This window comes from Photobacterium aphoticum, assembly GCF_001029435.1.
GTDB classification, from domain to species: domain Bacteria; phylum Pseudomonadota; class Gammaproteobacteria; order Enterobacterales; family Vibrionaceae; genus Photobacterium; species Photobacterium aphoticum.
Genome location: NZ_LDOV01000017.1, coordinates 86,553 through 104,826, shown reverse-complemented (window position 1 = coordinate 104,826; position 18,274 = coordinate 86,553). Strand labels below are relative to the sequence as shown.

The window sequence follows — 18,274 nt, the reverse complement described above, 5'->3', positions numbered from 1 at the left end:
CTGAGTCCCCTCTAAAACAAAGGCCACCGCATTGGGTGGCCTTTTTAATGTTGTTTTTACATGCGTTCAGGTAATTAGCTGAGGGGTTACACGACCATTGGCGCCAAGATGAAGCCGAACAGCGTCGCGACAACCACACCCACCAGACCCGGTAGCAAGAATGGGTGGTCAAAGATGTTCTTACCCATACGTGTGGTACCCGTGCCGTCAAACTCGATAGCGGCCAGTGAGGTTGGGTAAGTTGGCAGTACGAATACACCGGTTACCGCAACAAAAGAAGCCAGGATTGCCCAGTGTGGGACCTGCAGGCTTAGCGCCAATGGAATGATCAATGGTGTGGTTGCACCTTGTGACAGTAGCAGCGTACAGGTACCAAACAGCACAACAGACAACAGCATTGGGTAAGACTGTAGCAATGTACCCGCAAACTCTTTGATTTCAGGTAAGTGGGCGTTCACCATGGTTGAGCCCATTGTCACGATACCCAGAATAACGGCCACAGAACTCATGCCTGAACGGAAAGTAGAAGTACGGATAATCACGTCAGGGTGAATTTTACATACCGGTACCATCAAACAGGCTACAGCAAACATAGACACGATGATGATATCACGCGTTGACATCATGCCGCCGTCTGGGAACGCAGGGCGTAGTGATGGGAACGCTGCGTAAATGACGATAGCCACCGTTGCTAGCAAGAACAGGAATACAGAGTATTTCGCACGAGGGTCAAACGTCAGAGTATGGTTAGCCGCTTCAGTATTGTCTTTGTGCTCTTGCTGCAGACGCTCAAGGTAAATAGGATCGTCTTTCAGTTCACAACCCTGGCGAGAAGCAATGAGTGCACCGACCATGGCTGCCACAAAAGAGGCTGGTAAACACACGGCCATGATTTGCAGGAAGCTCACGCCGATAGGTTCCATGATGGAAATCATCGCCGCCATGGCTGCCGAAATCGGTGAACCTGAAATTGCGACCTGAGAAGCAACAACAGCCGCTGACAGTGGACGAGACGGGCGTACGCCGATTTCTTTTGCCACTTCAGAGATCACTGGCAGGGTAGAGAATACGGTGTAACCGGTACCCGCCATGATGGTCATCAACCAGGTGATCATTGGCGCAAGGAAGCAGATGTAACGAGGGTTACGACGCATCAGGTTACCGGCATGATGTACCAACCAGTCCATACCGCCTGCCGCTTGCATGGTGGAGGCTGCGGTCACCACCGACATGATGATCAAAATAACATCTACCGCAGGGGCACTTGGCTCCAAGCCAAAACCCAGCGTCAGAATCGCCAGACCTAAACCGCCCGCAAGACCGACCCCCAGGCCACCCATTTTCAGGCCCCAGTAGATGCAGCCTAGCACTACAATCAACTCAACTACTACTAACATAACGTGTCCTACACAAAATGAAAAAAATCCGTATTGGTGAGTGATGCTGCATAACCGTCAAAATGCAGCGCAACTCACTGATTCATGGCGGCTATAGTGCGTAAACAGCTCGGATCTGTTAAATGCCGAAATTCGCTTTTTGATAACGAATCGGCATGGAGGCAGGGGTAAAAATGAGAGCCGGTTAACAGACAGGGGTATGTATCGGGTGTTTTTTGTGCGATCGGTGGGTTTTCTGGTCGGGAATGATAACGGCTTGATCAAAAACGCATCACGAAAAAATGAGAGGTCGCCCACTGTTTTTGTTCGGGAATACTGTTTGAAGGCTGTTTCCCTTGAATGGCATTTTTGCAAATGGTGCTGGATTGGCTTTGATTTGGTTATTGGGGGGATATCAATAAACAGGTACAGGCATAAGAGTCGCCATAAAACGAGTAAGGTATAAAGAATGGAATAAATTGCTCGCATTATAAAACCCATTATATAGCCGTTAATGCGATACTGATTAACGAACACGGCGCGGTTATTTCAAAAATATGACACTTAATAGTTCAAGTCATCGATAAAAATGTATCACTCAAAATAAATGTAAATACTGATGTGCCATCTGTAAACATTGCATGGGTATAGACAATGTTGATTCATAAAAATAGAAGGGTATAGCGTAGAAAACGATATAAGACAGGTATGAAAATGCAATTTGTAGATCACAATGTCATGTTTTATAAGGTCATGTCTGCTGAATCTGGGACCCTCATTGCTTCATCTTTAAAGCGAAATGCGTTCTATGTCAGTGGGTGGGATACATTGACGAAAAGCGTGGTTGAGCTATTTGAGCGAGACCTCGAAGGCAGTTTTAAAAGAACCGGACTGTTTTACAACTTGGCGCAATTATCATTATCCAGTGAGCATTATTATCCGTTAAAGGTGACAGTAAATAAGAGGGAGTATAAGCGTCGTTATATTTAATAAGAGTGTGATTACCACACTTTATTTAATAATGATGAGAAAGAATGAATAGTCACTATGATTATTGACCAAGGGTGACAGATGAAGGTGAATAATACACTCGTGGTACAACCTGGACGTGACCTTAAAGAAAATAAAGCGGGCGTAATGGAATATTGGCCGTCTGACTGGTGGCGAAAAAGAATCGCCTGTGCATCAAGCCTGGAAGATTTGGCAAGATGGAGAAAGAAAAAAACATGAGGCTGATTCTATCAGCAGAGGAGGACCTTCGGTTTTGACATAATACAGGGAGGTCAATCGAGCATGTTTTATTCTGTTTAAATCCGAGTGCAGGTGATGCACCCGGATTTTTTTATGGCTTTTTTTCAAGCGGGCCAATGCCAAGCGGGAATGGATTGCTGTCCTAGGTTTCGCTATTTGTCTGACAGACGGGGTGATACTGTTTGGGTTTTTCGGGCAGTGTGAGAAGAGTAGTTACATGGATCTGTCGTTAGACATTCTCGGTTTATTGTTTTTGGTGGCAGGGGTTGCCGGTTTTATTGATGCGATTGCGGGGGGTGGTGGCATGTTGACAGTCCCGGCCTTATTGGCTGCCGGGGTACCGCCCGCTCAGGCGTTGGCGACCAATAAGCTGCAGGGCTCGTTTGGCAGCTTTTCTGCGTCGCTGTATTTCATTCGTAATGGCTTGGTCAGCCTGAAAGAGATGCGTAATGCCATTGTGATGACCTTCATTGGCTCGGCCATTGGGGCGGAATTAGTTCAACGGTTAGATGCGGGTGTATTGACCAATGTGATCCCAGTTTTACTGGTGTGTATCGCGCTGTATTTTTTGCTGGCACCACAAGCCGGACAAGGCGGCGGTGAGCCAAAATTATCGGCCAACATGTTTGCCCTGACGGTGGGGACGGGCATTGGTTTTTATGACGGTTTCTTTGGTCCGGGAGCCGGCTCGCTGTTTACCGTGTGCTTTGTGGCGATTGCCCAATGCGGGCTGGTGGAAGCGACGGCGAAGACTAAAATCCTCAATTTCACCTCTAACTTTGCCGCGTTGTTGTTTTTCATTTTCGCGGGTTTGCCGATTTGGGAAATTGGTTTGGTAATGGCCGTGGGCGGCTTTTTAGGGGCGCGCATGGGAGCCAAAGTGGTGATCACCAAAGGCCGTCAGCTTATTCGACCGATGGTGGTGTTGGTGTCGATGGCCATGGCGATCAAATTGTTGTGGGAACAGAATCCGCAATGGTTGCAATCAATGCTTTAACGCGATCTGAACGATAGCTTTTTTCGCGATAACAGAGGTGCACGGGACGCGTCAGTGAATCGAGCACCTCAAATTGATGGCAGTGCGCCGGCGCGATATTAAGCGTTTTGACAATGGCTATCGGGACCAGTGCCGGTGCGACGCCCCCTAACGCGAGCTGGGCAGCGGCGGTGTAAGAATCCATTTCCATTAATGGGATGATCCCTGCTTCTTGCAGCACACTGGCCTGTTGGGCATTGGCCGGGTTTTTAAAATCGTTAACCAAGAGCGCCTTAGGTAGCGTGGTCAACGGCTCGGCACTGATCACGGTAAAAGGTTCATTGAATAACAGTTGGGTGCTCAGGCCGTGCTGAGGCGGTAAATGACCGGCACAAAAGCCGAGCGTGGCATCACCGGCTTGGACTTTTTCGACAATCACCGGCGTATGGTGAGTCGACAGACGGACGTACGGGTCGTGCTGAAAATAGCGTCCCATGCCTTCCCCCAGATAACCCGCCACCAGCGATTCAGAGCAGGCAATTTGGATCAGGGAATGATCGTTGGCGGGCAGTTGATCGAAGATCAAGCCCTTGATCTCATTCATACTCGGACCAACGGCGGCAATGAGTTGCTCCGCATCGGCGGTAAGTTTAATCCGTCGCCCTTGCGGCTCTATCAGCTTTTTGCCCAGACGCTTTTCGAGTTTGGCAATCCGTTTACTGACAGCACTTTGGCTGAGATACAGCCGGCTGCCCGTTTTACTCATGGTGCCTTCTTGTGCCAGCACCAGTAATGTTTCAATCCCTTCAAGCAGCACGGTCTGTCCGTCTTTCTCTTTGTATGATCTGAGTGTGTTGTCGGTTGAAGTGCGCGCGTTTACTGCGCCGACAATGATGAATTAATGCTCGTTTTCCTGCTGGGTAATGCTACCTACTTCCAGCATGGCAGCCACATCCAAATGTTCTGCATTCATCATGGTCGAAATACGTTGTACAGAAGACAACAGTAGGGATTGTTCCCACTCTTCCAGTTTCTGAAAGCGTGCAACGAAATCTTCTTGTAGTGGTGGCGGGGCTTTAGACAGGGTTTCTTGTCCGGCTTCGGTTAAGTGGGCATGCACTTTACGCTTATCCAGTGTGCTGCGTTCACGTTTCACCAGACCGCGTTTTTCCAAACGATCCAAAATGGTGGTGGCTGTCGCCTGACTCATGTTGGTGTTATTGGACAACTGGCGAATGGTCACTTCACCGGAATCACGGATAGCACGCATTAACACCAATTGTGGCCCCGTTAAGCCGGCCAACTTGTTCAATTTGCGTGAATGCAGGTCGATCGCCCGAATGATCTGGCGAAGGGCAATCAACACTTCTTCGTGCTTATCCATATACATCTCCTCAATAGTGCTGGGCGAAAGTACCGTAATCTGCGGTAAGTTGGAAGTGTTTGTTATCAGAATCTTGCCGTATTCCACATGGCTTTGGCTGTGATCTGCTCATCGCTATTTTAGGTTGCTTATCCGGTGAGCACTTTTATTACTGATGACTTACTTAGCATAGGTAAGGGGAAAGGGGGTTTGCACACTGTTAACGGTTTAGTTACTATTTGCTAATGCAAATGATTATCAGTATTAATTTTATGCTCAATAATGTGACAGTTTGCTCACTGTTACGGGCAGGATGCCAGGGCATGAAAGGGACGTTGATGATCATTTGTTGTGTTCGAGTCATGGCCGTTGATCGCAGTTCGATTATCGCGCTGTGATGTCACTCACTGCCTTCACATGGATGATCCAATAATGAAAATGCCATTCACCCCGAATTTGATCATGGCGGCGTTGCTGGCCGCCCCCACCTTCAGTTTTGCTGCTTCCTCTGACACTTCCCCTGTTACACAAACTGCGGTGGTTGAACATTATGCCGATATTGCCCACCACGTTTACAGCGATGCTCTCACAACAGCACAAGCGTTAGATAAAGCGATTGAAACGTTAATTGCTCAGCCTTCTGAAGCGAACTTACAGCAAGCACGTAAGGCATGGAAACAGGCGCGAGTGCCGTATCAACAGTCAGAAGTTTTCCGGTTTGGTAATGCGGTGGTGGATGATTGGGAAGGACAGCTCAATGCGTGGCCACTGGATGAAGGGTTGATCGATTATGTCGCCGATGATTATCAGTATGAGTTAGGTAATGAAGGGGCGAAAGCCAATATTATTGCGAGCCGTTCATTACAAGTGGGCAATAAAAAAATTGATACCTCCGTCATCTCTCCAGAATTGCTCGCCGCGTTGAATGAAATGGGTGGCTCAGAAGCCAATGTGGCGACGGGCTATCACGCCATTGAATTTTTGTTGTGGGGACAGGACTTAAATGGCACAGAGAAAGGTGCGGGAGAACGTCAGTACACGGATTTTTCCGCCGGAGAGGCGTGTACTCATGGCAATTGTGATCGCCGAAATGCGTATTTGAAAGCCGCCTCTGCTTTGCTTCAGCAAGATCTGACGTGGATGACACAGCAATGGTCACCGCAGGAAAAAGGCAATTATCGCGCCGAATTGTTAGCGGATTCTGCAGAGAACGGCTTACGTAAAATGCTGTTCGGAATGGGCTCCTTGTCTTTAGGGGAGCTGGCCGGAGAGCGGATGAAAGTGGCGTTGGAAGCCAATTCCACAGAAGACGAGCACGATTGTTTCTCGGATAACACCCACTACTCGCATTATTACAATGAACAAGGGATCTATAACGTTTACACCGGAACTTATACCACGGTGGCGGGGAATACGGTGACAGGGCCAAGTCTGCATGATTTGGTGGCCGCGAAAGATAAAGCAGCAGCGCAAGCGATTCAGAGCGATATCGAGAAGGCTCGCCAGCAAGTGTACACCTTGGTTGAATCTGCCGAAGAGAAAGGACAGGCGTTTGATCAACTGATCGCGGCGGGTAACAAAGCGGGGAACTCGTTGGTGAATGCCTCGATTACGGCGTTAGTGAAACAGACCGAAGGGATTGAACACGCTGCCGGTATTTTGGGGGTGAGTAACCTTAATCCGGACACGGCAGATCATCAGTTCTAAACGCAGAATCTGAACGTTAAGGGGCATGACTCCGGCCCCTTGTTTCACACCATCACAATAATAATACCCGTCACTATGTGGTGCGAAGGCACCGCGAGCGTAAAGAGCCTGAGCAATGAACAATCCTTTACCGAATCTGCCGCATCTGCCGTATCTCGCTATTTCGGTGAGTTTGCTATTTTCCCCTTCCATGTTGTGGGCGGCTGAATCCTCTGTTTCCCCCCGAGCTACGTCGATTTCACCCTCCGTTGTCGCCACTGACGCCAAAGCCGCACACCCCATCACCGCCGCCCAAACAGCGGAAATAAAACCGGCATCCATCACATCAGGCGGGAGCACCACAGTCCGCAAATCGGGACCGAATGCGTTTTCACTGCCAGCCGCCAACCTCCCTCTGTCTAAGCGGTTAGATTTCAGTGTCGGCAATAGTTTTTTCCGTAACCCTTGGGTGGAAGCGCCGGCCAGTACGGACGCCAGAGATGGCCTCGGTCCGTTATTTAACACTAACGGCTGCCAAAACTGCCATATCAAAGACGGTCGAGGCCATCCGCCTCAAGCGGGGGATAGCAATGCGGTGTCAACGTTGGTGCGGTTAAGCATTCCGGCTTTCACGGCTGATCAGAAGCAGCAGGTGATCACCAGTGGCGTATTACCCGATCCGATTTATGGCGATCAGCTGCAGGATTTTGCCTTGCCCGGTGCCAAGCCGGAAGGGCAGATCGCCATTGCCTATCAAGATGTGCCTGTCACATTGGCGGATGGGTTGGTGGTCACACTGCGTCAGCCGACGTTGACGATTTCCGAATTGAACTATGGTGAGCTGCATCCTCAGGTACAGACCTCACTGCGTGTGGCCCCGCCGATGATTGGGCTCGGTTTGTTAGAGCAAATCCCGGAAGATACGTTGTTTGCTCTGGCCAAAGCGCAAAAGGCGGCCGGCGAGGGGATCAGCGGCAAAGTGAACCAAGTGTGGGATGTGAAGCAACAAACCTTAGCGGTCGGGCGGTTTGGCTGGAAAGCCGGGCAACCGACAGTGATGCAGCAAAATGCCGCCGCCTTTAATGGCGATCTCGGTTTAACCAGCGCCGTCTTTCCCACAGAGAATTGCACCAGCCACCAATCGGTTTGTCAGGCCATGCCCAGCGGCGGTGAGCCAGAGGTGAGCGATAACGTGCTCGATTTCGTTGAGTTTTATGCGCGTCATTTAGCCGTACCGTCACGCCGTCACGTGAATGACCCACAGGTACAGCGGGGTGAAGCTGTGTTTGCCGACATCGGTTGTCAGCGTTGCCATCAGACCCATTTAGTCACCGCAAAGAACCCCGCATTGCCGGCGTTATCGCAGCAAGTGATTCATCCGTATACCGATTTACTGCTACACGATATGGGTGAGGGGTTGGCGGATCACCGTGATGAATTTCTCGCAAATGGCCGAGAGTGGCGAACGGCACCCTTATGGGGATTGGGGTACACCCAAGAGGTGAATGGCCATACGTTTTTGTTACATGATGGCCGTGCCCGCAACGTACTTGAGGCGGTGCTATGGCATGGCGGGGAAGCCCAAGCCAGCCGTGATAAGGTGGTGGGTTTATCAACCTCAGACCGCGACGCCCTGCTTGCGTTTCTCAATTCGTTGTAGGAGGCGGCGTGGAACGGTAATCAGCATGGGGCAATGGCTGCTTAGCACCGGTACCGGAAAAATAGTTGCGACGCAGGTGACCGGTCAGCAGCAAAGTGTGCAAAGCGGCGTAATGTGGGATAACCACTGGAATATTATTTAGTTGGCGTGACGGCGTGTTGCGCGAGGCCGGTTGTGTCTCGCGCAGCGTGTGGATGTCGTGGTGGGAGATCGCGCTGAATTTAAATTTTGAAACAGGATCCACTGACAGAGACGGCTAAAGTTAGTCCGTTATTCATCGAATTTGCCATAATGATAATAATGGCAATGAGGAGTCAGTTGGCAATGACCACGCGCAGTTGTATTGGCCTCATCCCTGTCCTAGTCACTGTACTAGCCGTCCCCCTATCATCGGCTGTTCTGGCCAATGAGATGGAACCTGTGCAGCCCCTGTCTAGCCGTGCTGAATTAGAAGAGCAATTTTCAGAAACGCTCATCCAACAAAAGAAAGCCCGCCAGTGGATCCATGAAGTTGCCAATAACATCAATACCATCCGCTATGTGGATCAATTGGCCGATTTATACCATGCGGTAGGATTTGTCCCGCTTTGGCAGGACTCGTTTACAGCCAATGCCTTTGAGCAACAATTGCGTATGGTGGCACTGTCTGGTGTCAGTAAGAATTTTACGCAGCGTTACACGCAACTTAAACAGTACAAGAACAGTAATGATTGGCGTCAGTATGATTTGCTGGCGACCGATACCTTGTTCGCCTACATGAGTTATGTAGAAGGGTTGCCGACCCAAGGGAAGCAATGGCTGTTCGGCAGCGGTGTGGATGCCCGTTTGCCATTGCCGTCAGAATCGGCGATGAGCGGTTTGTATTCGGCCATCGAGCGTGACCAATTACGCCATTGGGTGGATCGGCTGCAACCCAGCGATGAAAACTATACCCAATTGTTACTCGCCATTGAGTCGCTGGAACAAGTAGCGAACAAGCGTTGGCCGGTGTTCTATCAGCGCGGGATCATTCGGTTAGGGACGCGATTGAAAGATCCTGATGCGCTGATTACCATTCTTGAAAATCTGGGGGATCTGCGGGATTTCGAGGCCGAGCAGATCCGTGCTGCCGGTGTACGAACCTACAATATTGATCTCGCCAATGCGGTGAAAAACTTTCAGCAACGTCATGGCTTAAAACCGGATGGGGCGATCGGCCCGCAAACTCGCCAGTGGCTGGCGTTATCGCCACAAAGCCGTATTCAAGTTTTGGCGTTGAATGCACAACGTTCGCGAATGTGGCCGGAAGCGCCATCGATGTTGATCGTGAATATCCCCAATTTTGAAATGAATTTGTGGTTGGATAATCAACATGTCCTGGACAGCAAGGTGATTGTTGGCCGTCCCAGCCGTCGCACGCCGGTAATGAGTACCAATGTGGCCTCTGTGGTGTTCAACCCGTACTGGAATGTGCCGATGTCTATCATGCGCAAAGACATTTTACCGAAGGCACAGCGTGATCGCAGTTACTTGCATCGCAATGGCTTTGCGGTGATCCGCAGCTGGAATAGCTCGGAGCAAATTCCTATTCACACCATTGACTGGCGATTAATGAACGCCAAGTCTTTCCCGTACCGGCTTCGTCAAAAACCGGGTAACCGAAATGCGCTGGGGCGCTTTAAATTTAATATGCCCAATGATCAGGCTATCTACTTACATGACACGCCTGCAAAACGCTTGTTTGCCAAAGAAACGCGGGCGTTCAGTTCTGGCTGTGTGCGGGTTGAACAGGCGGACGATTTGGCGATGATCTTACTGAACCATTCCGGGGTGACCGAGCAGCGGGTGAATAGTCTTAAATCACGTACGAAAACCAAGACAGTCGGTTTGCAGCACAAAGTAAAAGTACATTTGATTTATCAGACCGCGTGGGTCGACAAACAAGGGCTGGTGAATTATCGCGCCGATGTGTATGACTACGATAAACTTATATCGCCGTCGCAAAATCGAGAATTATTTACATATTCTTACAGAGAATAAAATGCTTGCGAGTCAATAATTAGGCGGCTTTCGATGGTTTTATCAACAATTTGATGCCGTCTCATTGTTTGACTGAACAATAACTGAACGCTATCGTGAGGACGTTTGCGGGCAGGCCATTGCGCTTGTTAGGGGAGTGTCCGCGTATTGCGATGAATTGGTTATTGTAGAACTATGTCTGAAATTGATTACAAGCGCCGCCAGCTCTTGGTTGCTGGCGGACTGACTTTGGGTGCCAGTTTATTGGTCCCTAACTGGGCGTTAGCCAGTCCATATAGAGCGGCAACCCCACGCCAGATTTCATTGAGTAACATCCACACGAATGAAGATTTGGAAACGGAATATTTTGACGGCAAGCAGTACCTCAAAGCCGAATTACAAAAAATGAATTATTTGTGCCGTGATTTTCGCCGTAACGAAGTCGCGAAAATGGACCGCCGTTTATTCGACGCGATCACTGAAATTCAGGCGGGCTTAGGCCACAAAGGACAAGTGCGCGTGATTTCCGGTTACCGTTCACCTGCCACTAACCAAGCGTTGCGTAAAACCGGTGGCGTGGCAAAGAAAAGCTACCACATGAAAGGGCAAGCGATTGACTTTAATTTGGAAGGCGTTTCTTTGTCTCGCATCCGTAGTGCGGCGCAAGAACTCCGTTTAGGCGGGGTGGGGTATTACCCGCGCAGTGGCTTTGTGCATATCGACACCGGTCCGGTGCGTCGTTGGAACGGCTAAGTCACGTCATACCGTTTTAATCAGTAAGATCAAGCCGGTGCGCCCTTCCTCTCTGGGTGTTCACCGGCTTTTGTCATTTTGGCATTTCTGTTCGTAGCTGTGGTATTCTGCCAGCAATATTGCAATCTTAGGAAAAGAGAATGAGTCTTCAATTTGAAGTGGTACCTGTGACCCCATTTCAGCAAAACTGCTCCATCATCTGGTGTGATGAAACGAACGAAGCAGCCATGATCGATCCGGGTGGTGATATCCACCTGTTGAAAGAAAAGCTGCAGCAGCTGGGCCTGACGCTGACCAAGCTGATCCTGACTCACGGTCATTTGGATCACGTGGGTGGTACCGCGCCATTGGCGGCAGAGTTCAATGTGCCGGTTGTGGGTCCACACAAAGATGATGCGTTTTGGTTAGAAGGGCTGCCACGTCAAAGTGAAATGTTCGGTTTCCCGATGACAGAAGCCTTTGAGCCGACACAGTGGCTGGAAGATGGCGATGTGATCACCGTGGGTAAACAAACGTTGGCGGTTTACCATACGCCGGGCCACACGCCGGGTCACGTTGTATTGCACAGCGAAGATGCGAACGTAGCGTTTGTCGGTGATGTGCTGTTCAAAGGCGGCATTGGCCGTACTGACTTCCCGAAAGGCGATTACCAGACACTGATTAACTCCATCAAAGGTAAATTGTGGCCATTGGGTAACGCTGTGATCTTTATTCCGGGTCATGGCCCGGTGTCTACGTTTGGTCAAGAGCGTGCCTCGAACCCATTCGTGGCCGATGAGATGCCACTGTACTGATCGCCATGACTGACGGTGATTGCTATCACGGTTGGTTGAGCACTGAGAAAACACAATACCCTGTGGTTGCCACAGGGTATTTTTTTATCGGTTATTGGCGCTTAACAACAGGTCAACCAGCAAGTTTGCCCCTTTGAGGGAAGGATGGTCGTCATCGTAATACAAGGCGGTTGAGTCTTTGACGGAGAAGCAGACGTCCTGATCACAGAATGCATCACTTGGCTTAATAAAATGGACATTCGCGGGGTAAGTCGCGCTATCGAAATGTTCAATGATATAAGCGTTACGTTGTTGATAATACTGCAACGACGTACCAGGAATGGCGTCTATCGCATGGTTCTGGCGGTAAGACACCTCAATGAGGCTTTTAATGTGTTTGCCCAATTCAGGGATGGGATAGAACACATAGACGGTCTCTTTATGCTTGGAGAGTGTCAGGATCGCATCATCAATGGACTGCAAAATAGCGTCAACATCATCGGTAATGAAAGGCGCGGACGTATCGGGATAGGTCGCGGCATTATCACCAAAGAAATAGCGCGAATAACGGTGATTAAAGACCACATGTTTAATGTCATCATTGGCAATGATGTAATTGAGAGAGTCATTATACCAAGTGGCGCAATGACTGAATGCATGCGCCTGATTATAGGATGGCCGGCAAGCCGAATAACTAAAATGTTTCACGCCTTGTTGTAAGGGTTGGAGTTTATCTGCCAGCGCATAAGCCAATTCCACGGCGTGACTATCACCCATGATTGCCCAAGAGACATTAGGGTCAAAATACTCACACGCTTTATCAGGCGCCTGATACTGTTTCAGGTGACACTGCTCGCGATAAGGACTGTGCTGCGTTTGCGCGATGAGATCAAGATAGGCTTCAGAATAACGCTGTGGAATACCGTGGTGGGTGGCGATGAAATAACTCGATAAGAAGACGGCGCCGCCGACCCACACGTATTTGAGTGACACGATGGATTTCATCATCTGCCAGCCATGCGCTTTCGCTGGGGCGGAAGCGGTTGAAGGCAAAGCAGGGGTTGCACGTTTGGGGGTAAGCCAGGTTGCGGTTTCAATATACGTATAACTGAGGTGTCCGAATAATACGGAAACGGGGATGCCGATCAGCCACCAGTAAGATTGATCAAATTCAAAATAGACGCCCCATACCACGACAGGCCAGTGCCAGAGGTAAATGGAATAGGAGCATTTACCCAAATAGTGCAAAAGAGGATGGTGCGTGAAAACGGCAGTAGGATGATGGGCCGTGATCACCGCATAAGCGCCCATGACCGGGAAAAGTGCCATGTAACCCGGCCAGACGTCTTCCGGTGAAATAAACAGACTCGACAGAAAGATGACACTCAGGCCGGTATATAACCATAGGGTTTTCTGTTGTTTCGTGAGTGACAGCGGATAGAAATAGGCGATGCCCCCTAAGAGCATTTCCCATGAACGGGTAGGGAGCAGGTAATAAGAGGCTTCCGTCCATTTTTGTGAAACGACAATATTGGTAATAAATATCAGTACCGTACTGATCAGGACGACGCGCTTGATCGCGTGTAAGGATAGCCATTGTTTTAAGCCTAATAAAACGATCGGGTAGATCAGATAGAACTGCCATTCTACCGAGAGTGACCAGGTATGTAATAACCACTTATCATGAGCATCCGAATCAAAATAGCCGGCTTCACTGAGGTAAGTGATGTTTGATAGAAAGCTCAGGCTACTTGCAATGTGTGTTCCTAATACTTGGTAGTCCGGCGGCGGTAAATACAGCCAGCCAAAACATAATAGGGCAAGGCACAGCACAAGTAAGGCTGGAATAATGCGATGGGCTCTGGCGAGATAAAAGGCGCCTAACCGGAACGTTTCTTTTTCAAACCCGCGAAAAATAATCCCCGTCATTAAAAAACCGGAGATCACAAAAAACACATCCACCCCAATGAACCCGCCCGGCAACCAGTCGGGATTGAAGTGAAAAATGACGACGACCAACACGGCGATGGCACGTAGGGCATTGATATCCTGTCTAAATGTCACCGTAATAGGCTCCTTTATCCATGGGTGTTTAGAGGGTATGTCTGCGTGAACAGCGTGGCGTCAACGGGAGATAAGTGGGGCGGGTGGAGTAGCGTAAGCCGTAAAATACGCGTATGTTGTGTGAGGTAATATCATCAGCCACTCCTTAGCTATGCCTAGCATTAAGCATAGGCAAAGACGTCGTTTTCGCGGTTTTTTTGTGATTACTTTCACGCTTTTCCACTGCTTATCGGAAAACTAGGAATTATTCCTAGTTTGTCTAAGCCTGCGTCTCAAGCCAGAATGCCTCCCTTGCTTTAGTCTCTCCTGCCAATGGTCTTCATCATTCCGAATTTTTTGATGCACACTGACCCAGATGATGACCAGTGAAGAGCAGCGCGCCTGCTCACTGTGTCGAGAGATGACTGAGGTTTCACATGTTTAAACTGTTAGATCAGGTAAGAAAGCCGACATTGGATCTGCCTGTAGAAGAACGCCGTAAAATGTGGTTCAAGCCATTTATGCAATCGTACCTGGTTGTGTTTATTGGCTACATGACCATGTACTTGATCCGTAAAAACTTCAACGTTGCCCAAAACGATATGATCGAAACCTACGGGTTATCGATGACCGATCTGGGTTTGATTGGTTTGGGTTTCTCCATTACCTACGGTATCGGTAAAACCGTCGTTTCTTATTACGCGGACGGAAAGAACACCAAACAATTTTTGCCATTCATGTTGATTCTTTCTGGCTTGGCAATGTTGGGCTTTAGCTTCAGCATGGGCGGCGGTAGCGTTAGCCTGTTCCTGATGATTGCCTTCTACGGTCTGAGCGGTTTCTTCCAGAGTACGGGTGGTCCTTCTAGTTACTCGACTATCACTAAGTGGACACCACGTAACAAGCGCGGTACGTACTTAGGTCTGTGGAACATGTCTCACAACGTCGGTGGTGCCGGTGCGGCAGGTGTGGCTCTGTTTGGTGCGAACTACCTGTTTGACGGTCACGTGATCGGTATGTTCATCTTCCCATCGATCATTGCACTGATTGTCGGCTTTATTGGTCTGCGTTACGGTAGCGATTCACCAGAAGCGTACGGTCTGGGTAAAGCAGAAGAGCTATTTGATGAAGCGGTAAGTGAAGAAGACGCATTGGCTGAAGAAAACCAGATGACCAAGCGTGAAATCTTCATGGAATACGTGCTGAAGAACAAAATCATTTGGCTATTGTGTTTCGCGAACATCTTCCTGTACATCGTGCGTATCGGTATCGACCAGTGGTCAACCGTGTATGCGTACCAAGAACTGGGTCTGTCAAAAGAAGCGGCTATTTCAGGTTTCACCTTGTTTGAAGTCGGCGCGCTTGTGGGCACCTTGATGTGGGGTTACCTGTCTGATTTGGCAAACGGTCGTCGTGCTATCGTGGCGTGTGTGTCACTGGTACTGATCATCTTTAGCCTTGAGTTCTACCAGCATGCGACTAACGAGTACATGTACCTGGGTTCTCTGTTTGTACTTGGTTTCTTGGTATTTGGTCCGCAGTTGCTGATCGGTGTTGCAGCGGTAGGTTTCGTACCGAAGAAAGCGATCAGTGTGGCAGATGGCATCAAAGGTACGTTTGCTTACCTGATTGGTGACAGCTTTGCGAAACTGGGCCTGGGTATGATTGCCGATGGTACGCCTATCTTTGGTTTGACTGGCTGGAAAGGTACATTTGCAGCGCTGGATACTTCTGCGGCTGTATGTATCGTGCTACTGCTGTTCGTAGCGGTTGCTGAAGAGAAGAAGATTCGTCGTGAAAAACGCTTGTTGAAAGAAGCGGCGGCACTGGAAACAGCGTAAAGTTGTTTTCTAAGTAAGGTGTCTATCACCCTCATCGTTAAAGAAAAAACTGCCTGTGGGCAGTTTTTTTGTATCTGCGAGATAGCCAACTTGAGTGGCTGGAGATACACCACGTGAAAGCGGGTAGTTAGCCACGCTAAAGGGGCTCGCGCGTTGCACGTTTCGTTTTCATTCGTCATCAGGCATTTTTGACTAATTATATTTCACCCTTGTTTGTCTGCGACAGAGCAGGTAGTTTAACGGTCTTTTTTTTGATTTACTGACACAGTTCTTTTTAGTTTTGGGCTCTTTTCCGTTTTATTTGCTATTCAGAGAGAGGGATGGGGAATGATCAACGTCGCACTGGTCGATGACCACATTATCGTTCGTTCGGGGTTCGCCCAGTTATTGATGCTGGAAGACGACATGACCGTCGTGGGCGAGTTTGGTTCGGCTAAAGAGGCGCGCCTCGGCTTGCCGGGTAGTCAGGCCACCGTGTGTATTCTTGATATTTCCATGCCTGATGAAAGTGGCTTATCCCTGTTGGCGGATTTGCCGGAAGGCATTGCGACCATCATGCTGAGTGTGCACGACTCTGCTGCTATGGTGGAAAAAGCGCTGGAAATGGGGGCGCGAGGCTACCTGAGTAAACGTTGCAGCCCAGACGAGTTGGTACAAGCGGTGCGGACTGCCGCAGCGGGTGGGTGTTACCTGACGCCGGATATTGCCTTAAAACTGGCTTCCACAGCCAAAGCGGTGCCTGCGGTGTCGCAACTGACCAAGCGTGAACGCCAAATTGGCGAAATGTTGGCAACAGGGTTAGATGTGAAGGCCGTGGCCAATGAGCTGGGTCTTAGCCACAAAACTGTCCATGTTCATCGTGCTCATGCCATGGATAAACTGGGTGCCAAAAATAACGTAGAACTGGCACGTCACTTCCAAACTGATTTTCCTAACGAGGTGGTGTAAATGCGCCATCTCGCCGTGACATCGCTGGTCGGCGGGTTATTGTTAGCCTGTGGCTGGTTTTGTCTGTGGGTGATCGCGACCTATTTCACCTTAGATCCTGAGCTTGCCGTTTTCCTTTTTCCTTTTGCTCTGCGTCTGGGTGTCCTCTTACATTGCCCGAAGCGATTTTGGCCCGCTGTCTATGGGACGGAATGGCTCTTGTTATTTGCCTTGGCACCCTTGGTCGGGGCATCGGTCTGGCAAATTGCCATGCTCTCTAGTGTGATGAGTGTCCCCGTTATGTGGGGGGCGCATCGTCATTACATTGGCTCACAGTTGCACCGTTTAAGTGTGATGGGGGCGGTGATAGCGTTGACCTCACTGCTGAATATGGCCGTGGCAATGGGGATACCGCTTATTCATGACGCGTTAGGCCTTGTCCCCGTGCCGCCACAAGACACGCTAGGGTTCGCCACCACGTTATCGCATGGTTTGATGGTTTTGCTGGTCAGTGTTACCGGTGGCCTGATGATTGTGCCGAGCTGTTATTTGGTGTGGAGCTACCTGTTCCAGCAGACATGGATCCCGCTTACCGTCGATTTGGTGTCCCGTCCGGTCACACTGCGCGTGCGTCATGTCTTATTGTATGTGGCCTTGTTGATTGCCAGTATTGTGTTGCAACTGGGATTACCCCAAGAGCTGCGTCGTTTTGCTCCGTTTTGTTTGGCTATTCCTATTGTGTTGCTGGCATTTCGCTACGGCTGGCAGGGCGCATTGCTCGGCACCTTATTCAACAGTATTGCGTTGATTGCGGGACGCAGCAGCGGCAGCGATCTTGCTATTACCGATTTGCTGTTATCCCTGACCGCACAGAGCTTAACGGGGATATTGCTGGGCATGGGGATCCAACGCCAGCGTGAGCTGAACCAGCAACTGCGCTTGCAATTGTCGCGTAACCACAGTTTATCGCGTCAGCTTATTACTGCTGAAGAGTCGGTACGGCGCGACATTGCCCGTGAGTTGCATGATGAAATCGGGCAGAACATCACGGCGATCCGCACGCAGGCCTCCATCATTAAGCGCGTAGACACCCCGCCGGTGGGGATCAACTGCGCCAATATGATTGAAACCCTTTCACTGAATATTTATGACACCACCAAAGGGTTGCTGACCCGCCTGCGTCCGAAAACGCTCGATGACATGGGGGTGGAAGCGGCGATCGACCAGTTGATTCGGGATTTGGAGTGTGAGCAGCATGGCATTGCCACATCCGTGACCTGGCAGTGCGTTGCGCTGCGACCAGAGAGTTTGAGCGATACGTTAAGCGTGACCTTATATCGACTTTGCCAGGAAGCGGTGAATAACGTGGTGAAGTACGCCCAAGCCAGCACCTTGCAGATCAGCTTTGTGTTGGAGAAAGAACGGGTGGAGCTGGAGATCCGTGATAACGGAAAAGGCTTTGCGGTGGCGGCGCTGATGGCGACCTCCAGCTCTGGCTTTGGTCTGCGCGGGATGCAAGAGCGCGTAGAAGCCTTAGGGGGCAAAATCACCATTAAAAGCCGCACACAGCCGCCTGTTCAGGGTACCCATATTCATATTCAGTTACCGGTGATGTAAAGCATGAGCC

Annotated in this window: 16 protein-coding genes; 12 read left to right on the top strand and 4 right to left on the bottom strand. The window is 49.8% G+C overall.

The features are described 5' to 3' along the window. Window positions 1-86: 86 nt before the first annotated feature. A complete protein-coding gene (locus ABT58_RS09525; RefSeq protein WP_047874160.1) occupies window positions 87-1,397 on the bottom strand; it encodes an anaerobic C4-dicarboxylate transporter in 1,311 nt (436 codons plus the stop codon). A gap of 693 nt (window positions 1,398-2,090) precedes the next feature. Here ABT58_RS09525 and ABT58_RS09520 point away from each other — a divergent pair. The 3 genes from ABT58_RS09520 (at window position 2,091) to ABT58_RS09515 (ending at window position 3,624) form a co-directional block, all read left to right on the top strand. Next, complete coding sequence (locus ABT58_RS09520) at window positions 2,091-2,366, top strand: hypothetical protein (RefSeq protein ID WP_146147217.1); 276 nt, start codon at window positions 2,091-2,093, stop codon at window positions 2,364-2,366. Between the two features lie 81 nt (window positions 2,367-2,447). Beyond that, window positions 2,448-2,606 (top strand): hypothetical protein, encoded by a 159-nt coding sequence (locus ABT58_RS24040; protein WP_156168818.1) that lies wholly within the window; start codon window positions 2,448-2,450, stop codon window positions 2,604-2,606. Between the two features lie 238 nt (window positions 2,607-2,844). Further along, window positions 2,845-3,624: a TSUP family transporter gene (locus ABT58_RS09515; RefSeq protein WP_047874158.1), complete on the top strand. Its 780-nt coding sequence runs from the start codon at window positions 2,845-2,847 to the stop codon at window positions 3,622-3,624. Here ABT58_RS09515 and ABT58_RS09510 read toward each other — a convergent pair. Next, a complete protein-coding gene (locus ABT58_RS09510; protein ID WP_047874157.1) occupies window positions 3,575-4,420 on the bottom strand; it encodes a LysR family transcriptional regulator in 846 nt (281 codons plus the stop codon). The genes ABT58_RS09515 and ABT58_RS09510 overlap by 50 nt on opposite strands. An 81-nt stretch (window positions 4,421-4,501) precedes the next feature. Continuing rightward, a complete protein-coding gene (locus ABT58_RS09505) occupies window positions 4,502-4,987 on the bottom strand; it encodes a MarR family winged helix-turn-helix transcriptional regulator (protein ID WP_047874156.1) in 486 nt (161 codons plus the stop codon). Window positions 4,988-5,404: 417 nt separating this feature from the next. Between ABT58_RS09505 and ABT58_RS09500 the strand changes: the two genes are divergently transcribed. The 6 genes from ABT58_RS09500 to ABT58_RS09480 all read left to right on the top strand — a co-directional run bounded on the left by ABT58_RS09500 (window position 5,405) and on the right by ABT58_RS09480 (window position 11,857). Further along, entirely contained in the window at window positions 5,405-6,673 is a 1,269-nt protein-coding gene (locus ABT58_RS09500) for an imelysin family protein (RefSeq protein ID WP_373300163.1), read from the top strand. Between the two features lie 115 nt (window positions 6,674-6,788). Further along, entirely contained in the window at window positions 6,789-8,312 is a 1,524-nt protein-coding gene (locus ABT58_RS09495; RefSeq protein ID WP_229821596.1) for a di-heme oxidoreductase family protein, read from the top strand. A 25-nt stretch (window positions 8,313-8,337) separates the two neighbouring features. Further along, window positions 8,338-8,454 carry a DUF1513 domain-containing protein gene (locus ABT58_RS24200; RefSeq protein ID WP_158261713.1) on the top strand — a complete coding sequence of 39 codons (117 nt, stop codon included), beginning with the start codon at window positions 8,338-8,340 and terminating at the stop codon, window positions 8,452-8,454. A 158-nt stretch (window positions 8,455-8,612) separates the two neighbouring features. Further along, window positions 8,613-10,331 carry a L,D-transpeptidase family protein gene (locus ABT58_RS09490; RefSeq protein WP_229821594.1) on the top strand — a complete coding sequence of 573 codons (1,719 nt, stop codon included), beginning with the start codon at window positions 8,613-8,615 and terminating at the stop codon, window positions 10,329-10,331. Window positions 10,332-10,505: 174 nt separating this feature from the next. Beyond that, window positions 10,506-11,063 (top strand): peptidoglycan L,D-endopeptidase MepK, encoded by a 558-nt coding sequence (gene mepK / locus ABT58_RS09485; protein WP_047874153.1) that lies wholly within the window; start codon window positions 10,506-10,508, stop codon window positions 11,061-11,063. A 140-nt stretch (window positions 11,064-11,203) separates the two neighbouring features. Beyond that, window positions 11,204-11,857 carry an MBL fold metallo-hydrolase gene (locus tag ABT58_RS09480; RefSeq protein ID WP_047874152.1) on the top strand — a complete coding sequence of 218 codons (654 nt, stop codon included), beginning with the start codon at window positions 11,204-11,206 and terminating at the stop codon, window positions 11,855-11,857. Between the two features lie 84 nt (window positions 11,858-11,941). Here ABT58_RS09480 and ABT58_RS09475 read toward each other — a convergent pair whose 3' ends face one another. Next, entirely contained in the window at window positions 11,942-13,900 is a 1,959-nt protein-coding gene (locus ABT58_RS09475; RefSeq protein WP_047874151.1) for an acyltransferase family protein, read from the bottom strand. A 416-nt stretch (window positions 13,901-14,316) separates the two neighbouring features. Here ABT58_RS09475 and uhpT point away from each other — a divergent pair, with 416 nt between their 5' ends. The 3 genes from uhpT (at window position 14,317) to uhpB (ending at window position 18,264) form a co-directional block, all read left to right on the top strand. After that, window positions 14,317-15,720, top strand: coding sequence for a hexose-6-phosphate:phosphate antiporter (gene uhpT, locus ABT58_RS09470; RefSeq protein WP_047874150.1), 1,404 nt, complete (start codon window positions 14,317-14,319; stop codon window positions 15,718-15,720). 327 nt (window positions 15,721-16,047) lie between these two features. Beyond that, complete coding sequence (gene uhpA / locus ABT58_RS09465) at window positions 16,048-16,668, top strand: response regulator transcription factor UhpA (protein ID WP_047874149.1); 621 nt, start codon at window positions 16,048-16,050, stop codon at window positions 16,666-16,668. Then, the gene (gene uhpB / locus ABT58_RS09460; protein WP_047874148.1) at window positions 16,669-18,264 is read left to right on the top strand and encodes a signal transduction histidine-protein kinase/phosphatase UhpB; all 1,596 of its coding nucleotides are present in this window, start codon (window positions 16,669-16,671) and stop codon (window positions 18,262-18,264) included. The last annotated feature ends 10 nt before the right edge of the window (window positions 18,265-18,274 follow it).

Coding starts and splice junctions, on each gene's coding strand:
- uhpA (WP_047874149.1), top strand. CDS start 16,048: ATGATCAACGTCGCACTGGTCGATGACCACATTATCGTTCGTTCGGGG.
- ABT58_RS24200 (WP_158261713.1), top strand. CDS start 8,338: ATGGGGCAATGGCTGCTTAGCACCGGTACCGGAAAAATAGTTGCGACG.
- ABT58_RS09505 (WP_047874156.1), bottom strand. CDS start 4,987: ATGGATAAGCACGAAGAAGTGTTGATTGCCCTTCGCCAGATCATTCGG.
- ABT58_RS09515 (WP_047874158.1), top strand. CDS start 2,845: ATGGATCTGTCGTTAGACATTCTCGGTTTATTGTTTTTGGTGGCAGGG.
- ABT58_RS09520 (WP_146147217.1), top strand. CDS start 2,091: ATGCAATTTGTAGATCACAATGTCATGTTTTATAAGGTCATGTCTGCT.
- mepK (WP_047874153.1), top strand. CDS start 10,506: ATGTCTGAAATTGATTACAAGCGCCGCCAGCTCTTGGTTGCTGGCGGA.
- ABT58_RS09525 (WP_047874160.1), bottom strand. CDS start 1,397: ATGTTAGTAGTAGTTGAGTTGATTGTAGTGCTAGGCTGCATCTACTGG.
- ABT58_RS24040 (WP_156168818.1), top strand. CDS start 2,448: ATGAAGGTGAATAATACACTCGTGGTACAACCTGGACGTGACCTTAAA.
- uhpB (WP_047874148.1), top strand. CDS start 16,669: ATGCGCCATCTCGCCGTGACATCGCTGGTCGGCGGGTTATTGTTAGCC.
- ABT58_RS09495 (WP_229821596.1), top strand. CDS start 6,789: ATGAACAATCCTTTACCGAATCTGCCGCATCTGCCGTATCTCGCTATT.
- ABT58_RS09480 (WP_047874152.1), top strand. CDS start 11,204: ATGAGTCTTCAATTTGAAGTGGTACCTGTGACCCCATTTCAGCAAAAC.
- ABT58_RS09500 (WP_373300163.1), top strand. CDS start 5,405: ATGCCATTCACCCCGAATTTGATCATGGCGGCGTTGCTGGCCGCCCCC.
- uhpT (WP_047874150.1), top strand. CDS start 14,317: ATGTTTAAACTGTTAGATCAGGTAAGAAAGCCGACATTGGATCTGCCT.
- ABT58_RS09490 (WP_229821594.1), top strand. CDS start 8,613: ATGGCAATGAGGAGTCAGTTGGCAATGACCACGCGCAGTTGTATTGGC.